The sequence below is a fragment of the Hephaestia mangrovi genome (assembly GCF_019880555.1).
Taxonomy (GTDB): domain Bacteria; phylum Pseudomonadota; class Alphaproteobacteria; order Sphingomonadales; family Sphingomonadaceae; genus Sphingomonas; species Sphingomonas mangrovi.
In genome coordinates this window covers 606,482-623,780 of the sequence record NZ_JAINVU010000001.1, presented here as the reverse complement: position 1 = coordinate 623,780, position 17,299 = coordinate 606,482, and the positions used below count along the sequence as shown (strand labels likewise).

Sequence of the window (17,299 nt, the reverse complement as noted above, 5' to 3'; positions counted from 1 at the left end):
CGATTATCCGATCCGCCCCCGTTCACCCTGAGCTTGTCGAAGCGCCGCTCTTCCTTCCGACTTCAAAGCGCGGCGCTCCGACAACCCGTCAAGCCCTGGGCCGAAAGGCTTCCCGTCAAAGCCGCATGTCGCCGGGATAGGCGAACAACAGGTCGCTGCCTTCCTCCGCGTGCAGTTCGGCCTTGCCGGTCACCATCACGCATTCGCCCGCGCGCCAGGCGACGCCGCCGACCACGCCCTCGCCGCTCACCGGCACCAGCCAGCCGGGCTTGCCCTCGGGCAGCGCAATGTGCCGCGTGCCCGCCGGCCAGCGCTCGACGACGAACTTCGGCCCCTCGGCCAGGATCACCCGATCCGGATCGCCCGACGGCGCCGGCTTGGGCAGCGGCTCGAACGGCCGCGCATCGGAAACCGCAACGCCTTCGTCGAGGTGCAGTTCGCGATCGCTGCCGTAATCGTAAAGGCGATAGGTCAGATCGACATTCTGCTGGATCTCGATCAGCGTCAGCCCGCCGCCGATCGCATGGACCGTGCCCGCTTCGGAATAGATGAAGTCGCCCGGCTTGACCGGCTTCCAGTCGAGCAGATGCTCGATCGAACCATCGAGCGACGCGGCGCGCAGCTCGTCCTTGCTCATCGGCCGCTTGGTGCCGAGCGCGATCGTCGCGCCGGGCTCGGCGGCGAGAATCAGCCATGCCTCGTCCTTGCCGCGCGGATAGCCGGCCTTCTGCGCCTCGGCATCGGTCGGGTGGACCTGCACCGACAGATGCTCGCTGGTGAACAGATATTTGACGAGCAGCTCGGGATCGGCGCCGCCTGGCTCCTGGAACCACACTTCGCCGACCGGCGAGGCATCGGGCGCGGGATCGGCGAAGCCGGGCCACAGATCGTGGCGGCCCCATGGCTTGTCGACGCGGCGGGTGGCGAGCAGGGTGGCGGGCATGACGACTCCTCGGTTCTTGGTTCGTGGGCGCGATAGCTCCAACGCCGCCGATCCGCCAGCCGATCCCGCCGTTCAGCCGCGGGTCAGCGACGAATGGGGATTGTTCGCGTCCGTAACCGTCGGCTAAAGACCTCGCCCATGCGTAATCTCACGTCCCGCCCGCTTGCGCTCGTTCTGATCGCCGCCTCGCTCACCGTCGCCGGCTGCGCGCGCAACCGCACCAAGGGCGAACTGCCCTATGTCGCGCGGGATGTCGGCACCTTGTACGACACCGCGAAAGACCGGCTCGACAAGCATCAATACAAGCTCGCCGCCGCGTTGTTCGACGAGGTGGAGCGCCAGCACCCCTATTCGATCTGGGCACGCCGTGCGCAGCTGATGAGCGCGTTCAGCTATTATCTCGATCAGGATTACACCAAGTCGATCCAGTCGGCACAGGGCTTCATCGCGGTGCATCCGGGCAGCCCCGACGCGGCTTATGCCTACTACCTCGTGTCGCTCGATTATTATCAGCAGATCGCCGACGTGACGCGCGATCAGAAGATCACGCAGCAGGCGCTCGATTCGCTCAACGAGCTGATTCGCCGCTATCCCGATTCGCGCTATGCCCAGGACGCGCGGCTCAAGGTCGATCTGGTCAAGGATCACCTCGCCGGCAAGGAAATGGAGATCGGCCGCTATTACGAAAAGCGCGGCCAGTGGCTGGCGGCGGCGCTGCGCTTCCGCCGCGTGGTCGACGGCTATCAGTCGACCACCCACGTCCCCGAGGCGCTGATGCGCCTGACCGAGACCTATCTGGAGCTCGGCGTGCCCGATCAGGCCAAGCAAGCGGCCGCCGTGCTCGGCGCCAATTATCCGGGCACCTGGTGGTATCAGCGCGCCTACAAGCTGATCGAGGAACATCCGGTGAAGCCCGGCCCCGAGCAGAGCAAGACGCTCAATTCGGGTGCCGAGATCGTTACCCGCGGCGAAGCCGGCACGATCGGCAACATGGGCCAGCCCGGCACGGCGACCGAGACGGCGCCGAATGCCGCCAGCCCGGCCGCAGTGCGCCCGGTCGATCGCACCACGGCAAGCGGCACTGCCGGCGGCGCGGCGAGCGACGACTGAGGACTAGTCCCGGCAAAGCGGCCAGGCGATCCGGTGCTGCTTCCACGCCGGTGGAACCGGCGCTAGAAGCGGCACGATGCTGACCGCGCTCTCCATTCGCGACGTCGTCCTGATCGAGGCGCTCGATCTCGATTTCCACGCCGGGCTCGGCGTGCTGACCGGCGAAACCGGCGCGGGCAAGTCGATCCTGCTGGATGCGCTGGGGCTGACGCTCGGCGCGCGCGGCGACAGCGGCCTCGTCCGCGCCGGCGCCGCACAGGCCGTCGTCACCGCGAGCTTCGATCCGCCGGCCGACAATGCCGCGCTTGCCATGCTCGCCGACAACGGCCTGGCAGTTGCGCCCGGCGAGGCGCTGATCGTCCGCCGCGTCGTCAAGGCCGATGGCGGCAGCCGCGCGTTCGTCAACGACCAGCCGGTCTCGGCCGGATTGCTGCGTGAACTGAGCGGCGCGCTGGTCGAGATCCACGGCCAGCATGACGATCGCGGCCTGCTCGACGCGCGCGGCCATCGCGCGCTGCTCGACGCTTTCGCCAATGCCGACGGCGCGGCTGTCGCGGCAGCGTGGCGCGATTGGCAGGCTGCTGCGGCAACGCTGGCCGAGGCGCGGGCCGAACAGGAAAATGCCGATCGCGATCGCGAATATCTCGAACATGCCGTCGCAGAGCTGACCGCGCTCGCCCCGCAACCCGGCGAGGAGGAGGAACTCGCCGAGCGGCGCGCGGCGATGCAGCGCGGCGAGAAAATCGCCGGCGACCTGCAGGCGATCGCCGACCTGCTCGATGGTTCCGAAGGCGGGCTAGCGCGCTTGCGCCAGGCGGCGCGCATCCTCGATCGCGTTTCGGGCGACCACGAAGCGCTGGCCGAGGCGCTGGCGGCGATCGACCGCGCAATCATCGAGGGCGCGCAGGCGCAGGACCGGATCGACGCCGCGGCCAACGCCCTCGCCTTCGATCCCGCGCGGCTCGATGCCGACGAGGCGCGGCTGTTCGACCTGCGCGGGCTGGCGCGCAAGCATCGCGTCCAGCCCGACGACTTGCCGGCACTCGCGATCGAGCTTGCCGCGCGGCTCAATCGCATCACCGGCGGCGCCAAGGGAATCGCCACGCTCGAGGCGAACGCTGCCCGCGCGCGCGATGCCTATATCGCCGCCGCCGATGCGCTGGGCGCGACGCGGCGCGAGGCCGCTGGCCGGCTCGACGCTGCGGTGGCGGCCGAGCTGGTCCCGCTCAAGCTCGATGCCGCGCGGTTCCGCACGGTGATCGCGCCGCTGCCCGAGGCGCAATGGTCGGCCGCCGGGCACGATCGCGTCACCTTCGAGATCGCGACCAACCCCGGCGCGCCGTTCGGCCCGCTCGCGAAGATCGCCAGCGGCGGCGAGCTGTCGCGCTTCATCCTCGCGCTCAAGGTCGCGCTGGCCGCGGAAGGCGGCGCGGCGACGATGATCTTCGACGAGATCGATCGCGGCGTCGGCGGCGCGGTGGCGAGCGCGATCGGCGAGCGCCTCGCCCGGCTTGCGCAGGGCGCGCAGGTGCTCGTCGTGACACACAGCCCGCAGGTCGCGGCGCGCGGGCGCCAGCACCTGCTGATCGCCAAGAGCCACGACGGCATCGTCACGCGCACCGGCGTCGCCGCGCTCGACGAGACCGCGCGACGCGAGGAAATCGCCCGCATGCTGTCCGGCGCGACGATCACCGACGAAGCCCGCGCCCAGGCCGAACGCCTGCTCGACGCTGCCTAGCGATTGGCGTCAATCTTGATCTGGATCACGTTTCCCGTCTAACCTGTTCTCCTTCAAGGGAAACAAAACGGGGGGAAAGATGAAGACGATCCTGATCGGCTGCATGGCATTGGCCGTAACCGCCTGCTCCGGCAGTACGGCGACCAAGGCCGGCACCACCAACACCGCAGGCGCGAGCAATCTCACCGCCGCCAACGAAGCGGCGACCGCGCCCCAGCCCACGCCCCAGCCCACGCCGGCACCGCGCGACCTCGCCACCCTGCTGGGCTTCGACAAGCCGGCGCGCTGCGAACCCGGCAAGACGCTGTCCGGCTTGATCACCAAAATGGAAGAAGCGACGAGTCGTGGCGACTATCATTTCGTCGACGCCCCGGTAACACCGCCAGGGTATGACGCACCCGTCACGGTCGCGGCCAAACAGATCAGCAAGGATGACAATGGCTCTTGGGAATTCGGCCTGCCGCTCGACGGGCAATGGCTGGGGCTGCACGTCACGCGGCTGATCCACTACAGTTATTTCGGCGGCGAGAGCACCGGGCTCAAGATCCGCTTCAGCGATCCGCAAGCGCAGGTCGCCGCGGCGCTGCGCAATGCCGGCTTCGTGCTGAGCAAGGCGAGCAAGAACGACGATACCGCGCGCGACCTCGGCCTCACCGCCGATGGCGATGCCGAGGAATATGCCGATTCGTATCTGACGCCGGATGGTGACGGCGTGTTGTTCACCTGCGACAATTATTTCGAGGTGTGACGGCCAGGGCTTAGGGTCAGCCACTAACGAGCGCTTGTCGTTTTACGGCGGCTTCGGGTAGCGGTCGGCCATGACCGCGCTGCCCGCAACCGACACCGAAGCCGCCGACCGCCTCGCCTTTCTCGCTGCCGAGATCGCGCGGCACAATCGGCTCTATCATACCGAGGACGCGCCGGAGATTTCGGACGCGGATTACGATGCGCTGATCCGCGAAAACGCGGCGATCGAGGCGGCCTTCCCGCAGCTCGTCCGCGCCGATTCGCCGAGCCGCCAGGTCGGCGCGGCGCCCGCCGAACATCTTGCCAAGGTGGCGCATGCGCGGCCGATGATGAGCCTCGAAAACGCGTTTTCGGACGAGGAGGTCGCGGAATTCGTCGCACGTATCCGCCGCTTCCTGCGGCTCGACGATGCCGAACCGGTGATCCTCACCGCCGAGCCGAAGATCGACGGGCTGTCATGCTCGCTGCGCTATGAGGAAGGCCGGTTGGTGCGGGCGCTGACGCGCGGTGACGGTCAGATCGGTGAGGACGTCACTGAGAATGTCCGTACCATCGCAGACATTCCCGATTTTCTGCCTGAGGAGGATTTCGGCCCCGTCGAGGTTTTCGAGATTCGCGGCGAAGTCTATATGGCCAAGGCGGATTTTCTTGCCTTAAATGAACGCCTGCTTGCCGAGGCTGAGGGGACTGGCAAAGAACCACGCCAATTCGCCAATCCCCGCAATGCCGCGGCTGGATCGCTCCGCCAGAAGAACCCGAACGTGACAGCGTCTCGCCCACTGCGTTTCTTCGCCTGGGGCTGGGGTGATGTAAGCGCGCTGCCTGGCAAGACGCAAAGCGCGATCATAGCTCATTTTATCCACGGTGGCTTTCCAGTCTCGAATTTGTTTGCCGGTCCTGTAGATCTCGCTGGCGCCCTCGCCCAATATCGCAAGATCGAAGCCGCTCGCGCCGACCTGCCTTTCGACATCGATGGCGTAGTATACAAGCTTGACCGGATAGACTGGCAGGAGCGGCTCGGTTTCGTCGGCCGCGCGCCGCGCTGGGCGCTGGCGCACAAATTCCCCGCCGAACGCGCGCAGACCACGCTGGAACGGATCGACATCCAGGTCGGCCGCACCGGCAAACTCACCCCCGTCGCCCGGCTCGAAGCGGTCACGGTCGGCGGCGTCGTCGTCACCAACGCGACGCTGCACAATGCCGACGAGGTCGCCCGGCTCGGCGTCCGCCCCGGCGATCGCGTCGTGCTGCAGCGCGCCGGCGATGTCATCCCGCAGATCGTCGAGAATCTGACGCGCGATGTCGAGCGGCCGGCCTGGCATTTTCCCGACACCTGCCCCGAATGCGGCTCCGACGCCGTGCGCGAGGAAGGCGAAGTCGATATCCGCTGCACCGGTGGCCTGATCTGCCCGGCGCAGCGCGTCGAGCGGCTGCGTCATTTCGCCAGCCGCGGCGCGATGGACATCGAGGGGCTCGGCGCAACCAGCGTCGAGAGCTTCTTCCGTGACGGCCTGCTCCATTCGCCGGCCGACATCTTCCGCCTGCACGACAAGCGCGAGGCGCTGATCGGGCGCGAGCGCTGGGCGGAGACATCGGTCGACAATCTGCTCGCCGCGATAGAGGCCAAGCGCGAGCCCGATCCGGCGCGCTTCCTGTTCGGGCTCGGCATCCGCCACGTCGGCGCGGTGACGGCGCGCGACCTCGTTCGGGCGTTCGGCACGGTCGAGGCGATCGCAGAGGTCGCCACCCGCGCGGCAGACGACGAGGCCGCGCTGGCCGAGCTTACCGCGGTCGATGGCGTCGGCCCGGTGGTGGCGCAGGCGCTGGTCGATTTCTTCGCCGAGCCGCACAATCGCGAGGCATGGGCGGACCTGCTCGGCGAGGTGCACCCCCGGCCCTATGCCGCCGAAATCCGCGAGTCGCAGGTCAGCGGGCAGACTCTGGTGTTCACCGGCACGCTGGAGACCCTGTCCCGCGACGAAGCCAAGGCCCAGGCCGAGGCGCTGGGCGCGCGCGTGTCAGGATCGGTTTCCGCCAAGACCGACCTGGTAATTGCCGGGCCGGGCGCCGGCTCCAAGCTGAAAAAGGCGGCAGAACTGGGGGTTAAGGTGATCGACGAAGCCGAATGGAACGCGATCGTCGCCGCCGCGCGGTGATGCTTTTTTGCAACGCGTTTTCACCCATTTGCTGCACCTGCGTTCAAGAAGATTGACTGTCATCTAAAGGAAATATTTGAGGGGCAGAGGCCGGCTACGGCGCGGGGGTCGCAGGACTGCTGCCAATTGGCCGCGCTACTAGGTTCCTCAGGGGAAGACACTCAAATGCACAAGAAGCTCTACGCGGGCGTGGCTTTTGCCGCGCTGATGATCCCGGGCGCGGCTTATGCCCAGTCGACCGGTACGCTCGAATTCGAAAAGGGCGACATCGTCGTCACCGGCACGCGCTCGACCGACGTCGCCGGCGTCAAGATTCCCGATACCGGCAAGACGCGCGTCGAACTGACCAACAAGTTCTTCAGCCACGAAACCGCCGGCCAGTCGGTCGACGAGATGATCAACATGCTGCCGGGCGTGAGCTTCAACAGCTATGACGGCTATGGCTCGTCGGGCGGCTCGCTGTCGATCCGCGGCTTCGACGCCAGCCGCATCCTGCAGACCGTCGATGGCCTGCCGCTCAACGACACCGGCAACTATGCAATCTATTCGAACCAGCAGATCGATCCCGAGTTGATCGATCAGGTCAACGTGACGCTGGGTTCGGTCGATATCGACAGCCCCTCGGCCTCGGCCTCGGGCTCGACCGTCGCCTACACCACGATCGTCCCGACCGACAATATCAGCGCCCAGCTCAAGGGCTCGATCGGCGATCAGGACATGTTCCGCGTGTTCGGCCTGTTCAACACCGGCGTGTTCACCCCGTGGGGCACCAAGGCGTGGATTTCGGCCACGCACCAGGATTATCGCACCGTCTACAATCCGAAGGGCAAGATCCGTAAGGCCGCGTACAACGCCAAGATCTACCAGCCGATCGGCAGCAACGGCGACTTCATCTCGATCGCCGGCAACTACAACGTCAATCGCAACAACAACACGACCGACGTTTATTTCGACGAGTTCCCGCTCGACAAGAACGATCGCGACCTGCAGCTCGATCGCTGCCAGGTTGCCGCCGCAACCCCGGGTGTTCAGGACAATCCGAATAAGTGCGGCACCAACTATGCCGAGGGCCTGAACCCGTCGAACACGGGCAATATCCGTATCGCCTCGTCGTTCCACCTCGCCGACAACATCATTCTGACGGTCGATCCCTCGTTCTCCTACGTCAAGGCCAATGGCGGCGGCAACACCGTCACCGGCACGGAGGGCGCCAGCCCCGACGGCCTGTATGGCTATATCGGCAATAAATATTACTTCGGCGAAGATCTGAACGGCGACGGCGACCTGCTGGATACCGTCAGCCTGCACGCCCCCAGCCAGACGGTCACGCATCGCTACACGATCACCAGCTCGCTGCTGTGGAAGATCACCGATGGCCAGTCGGTCCGTATCGCCTACACGCACGATTATGGCCGTCATCGCCAGAGCGGCCAGGTGGGATATCTGCTTGCCAATGGCCAGGCGAAGGACCCGTTCCCGATCAACGATCCGATCACGGCGGCCAATGGCGCGGTCGTCAACAAGCGCGATCGCAAGTCGTTCGCCATCCTGGACAAGGTCGGCGCCGAATATCGCGGCAACTTCCTGAACGATGCACTGCGTGTCGATCTCGGCGTCAGCTACGCCATGATGAAGCGTAACCTGCATCAATATTGCTTCACCACTGGCGCAAACGGCTATGTCGATTGCGTGGCCGGCGATGCCGCCGATCAGGCTGCTTATGCCGCTGCCAACCCGGACGCGACCGGCCCGGTCGATGCGTCGCTGACGTACAACAAGTTCCTGCCCGCGGCCAACGTGACGTACAATTTCACGCCGGCCTTCCAGATCTATGCCAGCTATTCGAAGGGCGAGCAGGTTCCGGGCACGGACAATCTGTATCAGGCGTTGTATTTCTACGGCACCGACCAGTTCGTGAATCCGACCCCGGAAACCACGGACAATTTCGATGCCGGCCTGCGCTACACCAGCAGCAAGATCCAGGCCCAGGTTGGCCCGTGGCTGACGATCTTCCAGAACCGTCTGGCCTCGTCCTACGATCCGATCACCGACACGACGACCTATCGCAACCTCGGCACCGTGCATAAGTACGGCATCGACGGCAGCGTCTCCTACCAGCCGATCAAGCAGGTTTCGCTCTATGCGTTCGGCTCGTGGCTGAAGTCGGAGATCCAGGACAACGTCCAGACCGGCGTCGATGGCGATGGCAACCCGATCTACGTCATCACCAAGGGCAAGCGTGAATCGGGCGCGCCGGTCTATACGCTCGGCGGCCGCATCGATGTCGATCTTGGCCCGGTCCGCTTCGGCGTCGAGGCCAAGCGCACCGGCAAGCGTTACCTGAACGACCAGAACGTCGATCTGATCTACACGCCTTATGGCGGTGGCGATCCGGTCAACCTCGGCAAGACCTCGCCGGCCTATAACGTCGTCAACGCCGACGCGCGTCTGAACCTCGGCTGGGCGGGTCTCAACGACAAGACCTGGCTGCAGTTCAACGTCACCAACCTGTTCGACGTCGTCTATCCGGGCAGCTTCGGCGGCGCGCTAGCCGCGTCGAACGATCCGTTCACCTACATCGGTGCCCCGCGCACCATGTCGGCGACGCTCAACGTCCAGTTCTGATCGCTTCGATCAGAAAAGCGAAAGGCGCCGTCCCAGCCATGCTGGGGCGGCGTTTTTCTTTTCAGGGCGTGAACGATGCGATTATGACGGGGTCACACGACCCGAGCCGAGTATCAGGCAGCGGCCTCGCTCGCGGCCTTGGCGTAGATGCTGTTGATCGGTCGCGCGAAGACGCGGCGGACCATCGGCTCGAAGAACGATAGCGGCGCGCTTTCATACGCCGGATCGAACGCCGCCTGATCGTATTTTTCGCAAAATTCGGCACATGCCTGGAAATGCGGATGGCCGCGCCAGGCCTCGCGCATGTCGCGATCCGCGCCGATATAATGGAAGAAATAATAGCCCTGGAACACGCCGTGCTTCTCGGCGACCCAGTGGAGTTCCTCGGAAACGAACGGGCGCAGTATCGCCGCGGCAATCTCGGGGTGATTGAAGCTGCCCAGCGTGTCGCCGATGTCGTGGATCAGCGCCATGACGACATAATCCTCAGCCCGCCCGGCGCGATGCGCGCGCGTCGCGGTCTGCAGCGAATGTTGGAGGCGATCGACCGGGAAGCCGCCGTAATCGCCGTCGAGCAGCTTGAGGTGGGCCAGCACGCGATCGGGCAGTTTCGCCGCGAATTCCATGAAATGGCGGCTGATCGCCGTCCAGTCCTCCTGCGTGCCCTCGGTCATCGCGGTGAATCGCGCACGCGTCGGCGCCGCATCGATATCGGCCATGGTTCTCTCTCCTTGGGCCGAATCTACGCCTGCCGCCGCGCGCTGTCAGCCCTGCATCGGCATCGCCTTCAACCCGAGCCAGCGCCGCGCCCCCGGCAGGTGCCGCAGCAGCAAGCGCTCGACCAGCAGCACCGCGATCAGCGTCACTCCGAACATCGGCAAATAGAGGCCGAGCGCGACGATCGCCGCGATCAGCACCCCGCCGAAGCGCGGCCGGCGGAGCGGCACCGGCGCGCCGAGCGACCCGGTCGGGCGCCTGCGCCACCACATCACCACGCCGGACACGGAGAGCGCCGCGAGCAGCAGCGCCGTCACCGTCCCGGCAATCTGGTTGGCGAGGCCGAAAAACGCGCCCTCGTGGATCGCGATGCCATAGCCGACCAGCCGGTCGATCCAATGGCGTTGCGCGAACCCCCTGGTCGCGAGCACCGCGCCGGTCGCGCCGTCGATCACCGCCTCGCTGCGCAGCGGCCGGTCGGCGGCATCCGATGTCGCCGTCCAGCCCGCCCTGCCGGCAAGCGGCGGCGCGATCAGCACCGGCCCGGCGATATGGAGCGGCCGCACCGCGGCGATCACGCGTGCCAGCTCGCCGGGCCTGGGCGCGGCATGGCGCATCGTCATCCCGCCATGTTCGGCATGGTCGCCGAGCATCGGATCGTCGGCCGCGCCGGGGTGTCGTCCGCCGATCGTCCAGTCGACCGGGCCGTCGAGCGTGCCCGTCACCTGGCGGATCTCGCGCAGATAGCTGCCCCACGCCTGCGCCCAGGGCAGCCCGGTGACGATCAGGAACAGCGCCGCGACCGACACCCAGATGCCCGAAACCGCATGCAGGTCACGCCAGAACACGCGCTTGCCGCCGCGCAACCGCGGGTAGAGCACGCCCGCCAGCCCTCGCCGCCCGCGCGGCCACCACAGATAAAGGCCGGTGAGCAGCATGACGATCGCCCAGCATGCCGCGGTCTCGACCAGCACGCTCCCTGCAGGCCCGGCAAGCAACTCGCCGTGGAGATGGAAGACGAGCCGCATCGGCCGCCGCTCCTCGCGCTCGACCTTGAGCACCCGCGTCGTGGTCGGATCGAGCCACACGCGCGTCTCCCCGCCCACCGAGCCGACGACGATCTGCACCGCATCGTCGGGCGCGGCGGGGAGCTGGTATTTGTGCAGCCTCGCCCCCGGCACCGCGGCGAGCGCCGCGGCCACCTCGGCATCGGGCGACGCCAGGGGGCCGTGCGGCGCGAGATGCTCGTACGGCCGGTCGAGCCACGCCTCGATCTGCGGCCGCCACGTATAGATCGTGCCGGTCGCCGCCAGCCACAGCACCAGCGGCACACACAGCAGCCCGGCATAGAAATGCCAGCGCCACACCGCATTATACCAGCGCGTGCCCGGCGGATGGACGCTCATAACTTCACCCCCGCCTCGACGAAGAAGGTGCGCTGCGGATAGGGATGATAGACCCAGGCGCGATCATCGGTCAGGTTGTTGACGCCCGCCGAAAAGCGCACTTTATCCGTCACATCCACATTGCCCTTGAGATCGAGCGCGAACAGCTCCGAGGTATAGCCATAAGCGTCGCCACGCAGCTGCCCGTCGAGATCGGTGTTCGGCCGGCTGGCATAACGCACGCCCACCACCGCCTGGAAGCGCGGCGCCAGCCGCCAGCGCAGGTTGCCGTTCAATCGCCAGCGCGGGATGCGCGGAAACTGCACGCCCACCGAGGCGGGATCGGCCGCGTTCTTCGCGGTGATCGCGTCGATCCACGCCGCGTTGGCGTCGATATCGAGCCCGCGCGCCGGCCAGTCATGCGTCTCGGCGATCAGCTCGGCGCCATATTGCCGGGTCGCGTCGATATTCTTGAAATTGGAGGTCGATACCCCGTTCTGGTTGAAGCCCGTGAAGCTGAAGATCGCGTCGCGGATGCGCTGGTAGAACAGGCTCCCCGTCACCGCTACCGGCCCGAAGGCATGGCGGACGAGCAGGTTGGCATCCTTGCTCTTTTCGGGCTTCAGATTGGGATCGAAACTGTTCTGGTTGAACGTCCCGTCGCCATTCAATGCGCCCTGGAACAGCTCGCCCACGGTCGGGAAGCGCGTCGCCTCGGCGAGGCTCAATTCGGCCGTCCAGTCGCCGCCGAAGCTGTGGCGCAGCGCCAGCTTGGGGCTGAACGCGCTTGCCGTCCGCCCGGCGTAACGCTGCGTTGCCAGCCCGTCGCTCACCCTGGCGGTGAGCCCGCCGTCATACGCGCGCCACCAATCCTCGCGCGCGCCGAGCGTCAGCAGCGTCGCGCTGCCCAGGCTGATCGCATCCTCGGCATAAACCCCGATCGCCCGCGTCCGCCCGAACGTCCGCGTCGTCAGCGATCGGTCGCTGGCCGCGCGCCAGTCGCGCGTCGCGAACACGCTCTGGTCGGTCTGGTAGAGGTTCGAGTTGAGGCCGAACGCGATATCGTGCGCGCCCGCGGTGCGGGTGACGGTGAGGTCGCCGGTATACCAGCCGGTCGGCCCCTGGCGGGTGAACTGCCCCGGCCCGTCGCTGATTCCCGCCGCATAGCCGCTCGAGCTGCGGCTGTCCTGCCGGGCGAAGCGCAGCGTCGAGAGATTGGTGCGGACGTCGAACCCGGCAAGCGGCGCTTCCAGCTTGAGCCCGGCCAGCCACTCGTCCTTGCTGGCGATGCCGAGGCGAAAGGTCGAATTGGGATTGAGCGTGTAACTGTGCCCGCCGAAGCTGACGATCCCGGTCGCGTCGCCATAGAAGGGATTGCCATCGGCGTCGCGCAGATAGGTTTTGGGGTGCAGCGTCTCCTCACGGTTCCACCAATAAGTGAACAGCGCCTCGGCATGGACGTCGCCGCGATCGTAGCGCAGTTGCGCGCGCGCCTGATCCTGTCGCGAAGCGGTGTAGGAATAATCGCCGATCACCGGGGACACGATGCCGTCGGCGCCGCTCACCGGGACCAGCCGATTATCCTGATAGGCGCCGGTGACGGGCGTGCCGGCATCGGGCCGATCGTAGAGCGTCGCCGAATAGCCGAACTGATACCATTGCATCGGCTGCCCCTGGTTGCGCAGCCGCCGCACCGAGACACGCAGCCCCAGCGGGCTCTTCGCCGATTTGAGCGCGAAGCCGGTTTCCAGCGAATAGCCGTAAAGATCCTCGTCGCTGCCATATTGATGGTACGGCTGGACGAAGCCCTGCGCGGTGCCGAATACCTCGTTCCTGGTCGGCGCGCGGGTGGTGATGTTGACGATCCCGCCCATCGAATTGCCCGGATAGCGCGCCGAATAGGGCCCGTAGACGATATCGAACTGGCTCACCTCATTGGGCCCGACGATTCCCCAGGCGGGCGGATAGCTGAACGAATTGCCGAGGAAATTGGAAATGACGAAGCCGTCGACCATTACCAGGCTGCGCGCCGATTGCGTCGAATGCGTGCCGCGAAAGCCGGGCACCGCATTGTTGTCGCCGATGAAGCGCGTGCGCACGAAGAAATCGGGCGCATATTTGATCAGATCCTCGACATTGGTCGCGTTGACGCCGCCGAATTGGTCGTCGCCGAGGCTGACCGAAAGCCCGCGCGGCTCGATCGAGATCGGCGCCGATCGCTGGCCGACGACCAGAATGTCCTGATCGGATTTGGTGGCTTGGTCCTGCCCCGCCGCCATCGCGGTGGCCGCCGCGATGGCGGACAGGCAGACGAGCGCGCGTGTCGGCGCGCCGATGGAATAGCGCATTGATTGAATTTCCTCACCTGAACAATGTCGGGCGCGCCACGACGGGCGCGCCGGCGATGTCAGGCGAGCGCGGGTGGTCCGGTGGCCGGCGGCGGTGGCGCAGCGAGCCCGCGACCGACCGCGATCACGCCGAGCACGATCAGCGTCGGCACCGCGATCGTTACAGGCAGCTTCGGCGCCGGCGGCAGATCGGGCAGCGCCGCGGCCAGGCCCAGCCCGGCGAAGGTGCACGGATGGTCGCCCTGATCGTGTCCGATCGGCGCCTTGTGATGGCTCATGCCGGCCATGCCCGCCATGTCGGCCATCGTCTCGACCGGCCCCATGCCGGTGCAGATCGTCAGCCGCGTGCCGCTGGCGTCGGTTATCGGCATCCAGCCTTCGGGAATCGCGATTCTCAGCACCATCGCGCAGGCGAACAGCGCCAGCAGCAGCCGGCGTTGGCCTGTCGTCAAGGATCGCAGCGCGTGCATCGCGCCCCGCGCCCTGCCACCGTGGCCGGCACGAAACAAGCGGCAACACGCCCTTTCCGCGCGCGCGCCAACCGCTATATGTGGGCCAATGCGGCCGATGCGCCTCGACCCCGCCGTGAAGGCGAGCAGCCCGATCAAGCCGGGCATCTTCGCGCGCCCATTCTTCGAGGACAAGAACCGCGCCTTCTGGATGCTGCAGGCGGCGGGCTGGACCGGCTATCTGTTGCTGCGCAGCCTGCCCACGATCGCCGGGGATCAGCCGCTCAAGGGCCTGATCGGCAACGTGATGGAAGCGATCATCGGCTATTGCATCACCTTGCTGCTGTCGACGCTCTATGGCCTCTATCGCCGCAGGCTGCCGCAATTCTCGGGCATTCTGCTCGCGCTTGCGACGCTGGCGGCGGCGACCTTCCTGTTCGCGGTGCTCGACGCCTTTGCCTTCTCGATCCTCAACTCGTCGTCGGGCGGCGGCAGCCCGATGCACCTGGTGTTCGGTTCGATCTACATCGCCTTCATCGTGCTCGCCGGTTGGTCGGCGCTCTATTACGGGATCAATTATTATCTGATCGTCGAGGATCAGATCGATCAGCTCCAGCGGCTGGAAACCCAGGCCTCTTCGGCGCAGCTTGCAATGCTGCGCTACCAGCTCAACCCGCATTTTCTGTTCAACACGCTCAACTCGATCTCGACCTTGGTGCTGCTGAAGCAGACCGAGCGCGCCAATTCGATGTTGAGCCGCCTTTCCTCCTTCCTGCGCTACACGCTCGCCAACGAGCCGACCGCCAATGTCACGATCGCGCAGGAGATCGAGACGCTGAAGCTCTACCTCGAGATCGAGAAGATGCGCTTCGAGGATCGCCTGCGCCCGCGTTTCGACATCGATCCGCGCGTCGCCAAGGCACGCCTGCCCTCGCTGCTGCTTCAGCCTTTGGTCGAAAATGCGATCAAATATGCGGTCACGCCCAAGGAAGAGGGCGCCGAGATCGCCGTTTCGGCTCGGCTCATCGGTGAGAGGGTGCAGATCACCGTATCCGACACCGGCCCCGGTGTTCACGGAACGAAACCACGTCCAAGCCTTTCAACCGGTGTCGGGCTGGCCAATATCAGGGACAGGCTAGCCCAGGCCTTCGGGCCGGATCACCGTTTTGAAACCCGATCGAACCGCGGGGGCGGGTTCGGTGTTGAAATCGAGATACCGTTCCAACTCGAGGAACCAGCACGAGAAGCCGCATGACCATACGTACCATCCTCGTCGACGACGAACCGCTCGCCATCCAGGGGCTGGAGTTGCGCCTCCAGAACCATGAGGATGTCGAGATCATCGACAAATGCACCAACGGCCGCGAGGCGATCAGATCGATCAAGACCAACAAGCCCGATCTGGTGTTTCTCGATATCCAGATGCCCGGATTCGACGGCTTCTCCGTCGTCCAGGGGCTGATGGAAGTCGAGCCGCCGCTGTTCGTCTTCGTCACCGCTTATTCGGATCACGCGATCCGCGCGTTCGAGGCGCAGGCAGTCGATTATCTGATGAAGCCGGTCGAGGAATCGCGGCTCGCCGACACGCTCGACCGCGTCCGCCAGCGCCTGACCGAAAAGCGCGGCGTCGAGGAGATCGAGAAGCTCAAGGAAGTCCTCGCCGAGGTCGCCCCGGAGGCCGCCGAAGGTTTCACTGACGGCAGCGAGATGGCGTCCAGCCGGTATGAGAAGCTCATCAACATCAAGGATCAGGGGCAGATTTTCCGCGTCGATGTCGACACGATCGAGCGGATCGATGCCGCCGGCGATTACATGGTGATCTATACCGGCGACCGGAACCTGATCCTGCGCGAGACGATGAAGGATCTCGAAAAGCGTCTCGACCCGCGTCGTTTCCAGCGCGTCCACCGCTCGACGATCGTCAATCTCGATCTCGTCCGCGAGGTGAAGCCGCACACCAATGGCGAATGCTTCCTGGTGCTCGGCTCGGGCGCGCAAGTGAAGGTCAGCCGCTCCTATCGCGACGTGGTGGCGCGCTTCGTCCATTGAGCGACGCTTGGCGCGCCTCGCTAGCCGGGATCGACGCCCGGCGCGGCGAGGCGCGCAGCGCCGATCAGGCCGACAATCGGCCCAGCGCGGGCGATTGATAGGCGGCGTCATGCGCAAACGGCAATGGCGCGCCATCGCGCAGCGCCTCTAGCGCCGTGGCAAAGTCGGTGCGGCAACGGAAGCCGAGACGGTTTGCGGCATGTGCCGCATCATAGACGCGGTCGATCGAGGCGGGCAGCGACCAGCCACGCGCGGCGTACAGCGCGGCCGCCTCGGGAAAATAGCGCGCGATCACGGTTGCCGCGTCGCTCTTGAGCGCCGCCGCATCACCGCGATCGAACGGCGTTGGCGCCGACAGGATGAACGTATCGAACCCCAGCGCCGGCGCGCGATCGAGCGCGGCGAGATGCGCCTCGGCCGCATCCTCGACCGTCAGCCGGCGATGGAGCAGCTCGTTGGCTTTCATATTCTCGCCGTCGAGCGCACGATGCGTGTCGTCTTCCTCCGGAAAGAAGCGCGCGGTGCGCAGGATCACCACCGGCAGGCCATGGAGATGGTGCTGCAACCGGCAGAGCTGCTCGGCCGCCAGCTTGGTGACACCGTAGATGTTGCGCGGTTCGAGCGGCGCCAGCGTCTCATCGATCCACGCCGCACGCTCGCCCGCACCGTCGCGGATCGCCTGCGAGATCATCAGCGAGGTGGTCGAGGTGAACACGAAGCGGCTCGCGCCATGCGCCGTCGCGGCTTCGAGCAGGTTCAGCGTGCCCGTAATGTTGACGTCGACGAACGCCTGCGCCGGATAGCGCGCGATATCGGGCTTGTGCAGCGCCGCGGCGTGGATCACCGCGTCGGGCCGATGGTCCACGAAAACGCGGTCCACCAGGTTCCGATCCGCCACCGAGCCGACGATCGCGGTGTCCGCGCCCGGCGCGACGTCGAGGCCGATCACGCCGTGCCCGGCATCCCGCAGCGCCGGCGCAAGAAAGCGCCCCAGCCACCCCGAGCTGCCGGTCAGCAGAACCCTCATCGGCG

At 66.1% G+C, this 17,299-nt stretch carries 13 protein-coding genes; 7 read left to right on the top strand and 6 right to left on the bottom strand.

The window, feature by feature from the left end; genetic code table 11:
- Nucleotides 1–115: 115 nt before the first annotated feature.
- Nucleotides 116–943, bottom strand: a complete 828-nt coding sequence (locus tag K7G81_RS02905; protein ID WP_223029218.1) for a class I mannose-6-phosphate isomerase — start codon at nucleotides 941–943, stop codon at nucleotides 116–118.
- Nucleotides 944–1,081: 138 nt separating this feature from the next.
- On the opposite strand from K7G81_RS02905, the gene K7G81_RS02900 reads away from it, so the two are divergent.
- The 5 genes from K7G81_RS02900 to K7G81_RS02880 all read left to right on the top strand — a co-directional run bounded on the left by K7G81_RS02900 (nucleotide 1,082) and on the right by K7G81_RS02880 (nucleotide 9,319).
- Complete coding sequence (locus tag K7G81_RS02900; protein WP_223029217.1) at nucleotides 1,082–2,053, top strand: outer membrane protein assembly factor BamD; 972 nt, start codon at nucleotides 1,082–1,084, stop codon at nucleotides 2,051–2,053.
- A 76-nt stretch (nucleotides 2,054–2,129) separates the two neighbouring features.
- Nucleotides 2,130–3,791 carry a DNA repair protein RecN gene (gene recN, locus K7G81_RS02895; RefSeq protein ID WP_223029216.1) on the top strand — a complete coding sequence of 554 codons (1,662 nt, stop codon included), beginning with the start codon at nucleotides 2,130–2,132 and terminating at the stop codon, nucleotides 3,789–3,791.
- Nucleotides 3,792–3,870: 79 nt separating this feature from the next.
- Nucleotides 3,871–4,539: a hypothetical protein gene (locus K7G81_RS02890; RefSeq protein WP_223029215.1), complete on the top strand. Its 669-nt coding sequence runs from the start codon at nucleotides 3,871–3,873 to the stop codon at nucleotides 4,537–4,539.
- Nucleotides 4,540–4,609: 70 nt separating this feature from the next.
- Complete coding sequence (gene ligA / locus K7G81_RS02885; RefSeq protein ID WP_223029214.1) at nucleotides 4,610–6,694, top strand: NAD-dependent DNA ligase LigA; 2,085 nt, start codon at nucleotides 4,610–4,612, stop codon at nucleotides 6,692–6,694.
- A 165-nt stretch (nucleotides 6,695–6,859) separates the two neighbouring features.
- Entirely contained in the window at nucleotides 6,860–9,319 is a 2,460-nt protein-coding gene (locus tag K7G81_RS02880; protein WP_223029213.1) for a TonB-dependent receptor, read from the top strand.
- Between the two features lie 113 nt (nucleotides 9,320–9,432).
- Here K7G81_RS02880 and K7G81_RS02875 read toward each other — a convergent pair whose 3' ends face one another.
- From K7G81_RS02875 to K7G81_RS02860, 4 genes are read right to left on the bottom strand one after another with little or no spacing between them, the layout of a single operon-like run.
- Nucleotides 9,433–10,038 (bottom strand): HD domain-containing protein, encoded by a 606-nt coding sequence (locus K7G81_RS02875; protein ID WP_223029212.1) that lies wholly within the window; start codon nucleotides 10,036–10,038, stop codon nucleotides 9,433–9,435.
- Nucleotides 10,039–10,083: 45 nt separating this feature from the next.
- Nucleotides 10,084–11,442: a PepSY-associated TM helix domain-containing protein gene (locus tag K7G81_RS02870; protein WP_223029211.1), complete on the bottom strand. Its 1,359-nt coding sequence runs from the start codon at nucleotides 11,440–11,442 to the stop codon at nucleotides 10,084–10,086.
- Nucleotides 11,439–13,769, bottom strand: a complete 2,331-nt coding sequence (locus tag K7G81_RS02865) for a TonB-dependent receptor (RefSeq protein ID WP_255586499.1) — start codon at nucleotides 13,767–13,769, stop codon at nucleotides 11,439–11,441. The genes K7G81_RS02870 and K7G81_RS02865 overlap by 4 nt, the downstream gene beginning before the upstream one ends.
- A 59-nt stretch (nucleotides 13,770–13,828) precedes the next feature.
- On the bottom strand, nucleotides 13,829–14,221 hold the full coding sequence (locus K7G81_RS02860; protein WP_255586498.1) for a hypothetical protein: 393 nt from the start codon (nucleotides 14,219–14,221) through the stop codon (nucleotides 13,829–13,831).
- A 115-nt stretch (nucleotides 14,222–14,336) separates the two neighbouring features.
- On the opposite strand from K7G81_RS02860, the gene K7G81_RS02855 reads away from it, so the two are divergent.
- Nucleotides 14,337–15,473, top strand: coding sequence for a sensor histidine kinase (locus tag K7G81_RS02855; RefSeq protein WP_223029209.1), 1,137 nt, complete (start codon nucleotides 14,337–14,339; stop codon nucleotides 15,471–15,473).
- Complete coding sequence (locus tag K7G81_RS02850; RefSeq protein ID WP_223029208.1) at nucleotides 15,470–16,267, top strand: LytR/AlgR family response regulator transcription factor; 798 nt, start codon at nucleotides 15,470–15,472, stop codon at nucleotides 16,265–16,267. Before K7G81_RS02855 ends, K7G81_RS02850 begins: the two co-directional genes overlap by 4 nt.
- 64 nt (nucleotides 16,268–16,331) lie before the next feature.
- On the opposite strand, the gene K7G81_RS02845 is transcribed toward K7G81_RS02850, so the two are convergent.
- Nucleotides 16,332–17,294, bottom strand: coding sequence for an NAD-dependent epimerase/dehydratase family protein (locus K7G81_RS02845; protein WP_223029207.1), 963 nt, complete (start codon nucleotides 17,292–17,294; stop codon nucleotides 16,332–16,334).
- Nucleotides 17,295–17,299 lie beyond the last annotated feature (5 nt).

Coding starts and splice junctions, on each gene's coding strand:
- K7G81_RS02850 (WP_223029208.1), top strand. CDS start 15,470: ATGACCATACGTACCATCCTCGTCGACGACGAACCGCTCGCCATCCAG.
- K7G81_RS02870 (WP_223029211.1), bottom strand. CDS start 11,442: ATGAGCGTCCATCCGCCGGGCACGCGCTGGTATAATGCGGTGTGGCGC.
- ligA (WP_223029214.1), top strand. CDS start 4,610: ATGACCGCGCTGCCCGCAACCGACACCGAAGCCGCCGACCGCCTCGCC.
- K7G81_RS02880 (WP_223029213.1), top strand. CDS start 6,860: ATGCACAAGAAGCTCTACGCGGGCGTGGCTTTTGCCGCGCTGATGATC.
- K7G81_RS02905 (WP_223029218.1), bottom strand. CDS start 943: ATGCCCGCCACCCTGCTCGCCACCCGCCGCGTCGACAAGCCATGGGGC.
- K7G81_RS02890 (WP_223029215.1), top strand. CDS start 3,871: ATGAAGACGATCCTGATCGGCTGCATGGCATTGGCCGTAACCGCCTGC.
- K7G81_RS02865 (WP_255586499.1), bottom strand. CDS start 13,769: ATGCGCTATTCCATCGGCGCGCCGACACGCGCGCTCGTCTGCCTGTCC.
- K7G81_RS02900 (WP_223029217.1), top strand. CDS start 1,082: ATGCGTAATCTCACGTCCCGCCCGCTTGCGCTCGTTCTGATCGCCGCC.
- K7G81_RS02875 (WP_223029212.1), bottom strand. CDS start 10,038: ATGGCCGATATCGATGCGGCGCCGACGCGTGCGCGATTCACCGCGATG.
- recN (WP_223029216.1), top strand. CDS start 2,130: ATGCTGACCGCGCTCTCCATTCGCGACGTCGTCCTGATCGAGGCGCTC.
- K7G81_RS02855 (WP_223029209.1), top strand. CDS start 14,337: ATGCGCCTCGACCCCGCCGTGAAGGCGAGCAGCCCGATCAAGCCGGGC.
- K7G81_RS02845 (WP_223029207.1), bottom strand. CDS start 17,294: ATGAGGGTTCTGCTGACCGGCAGCTCGGGGTGGCTGGGGCGCTTTCTT.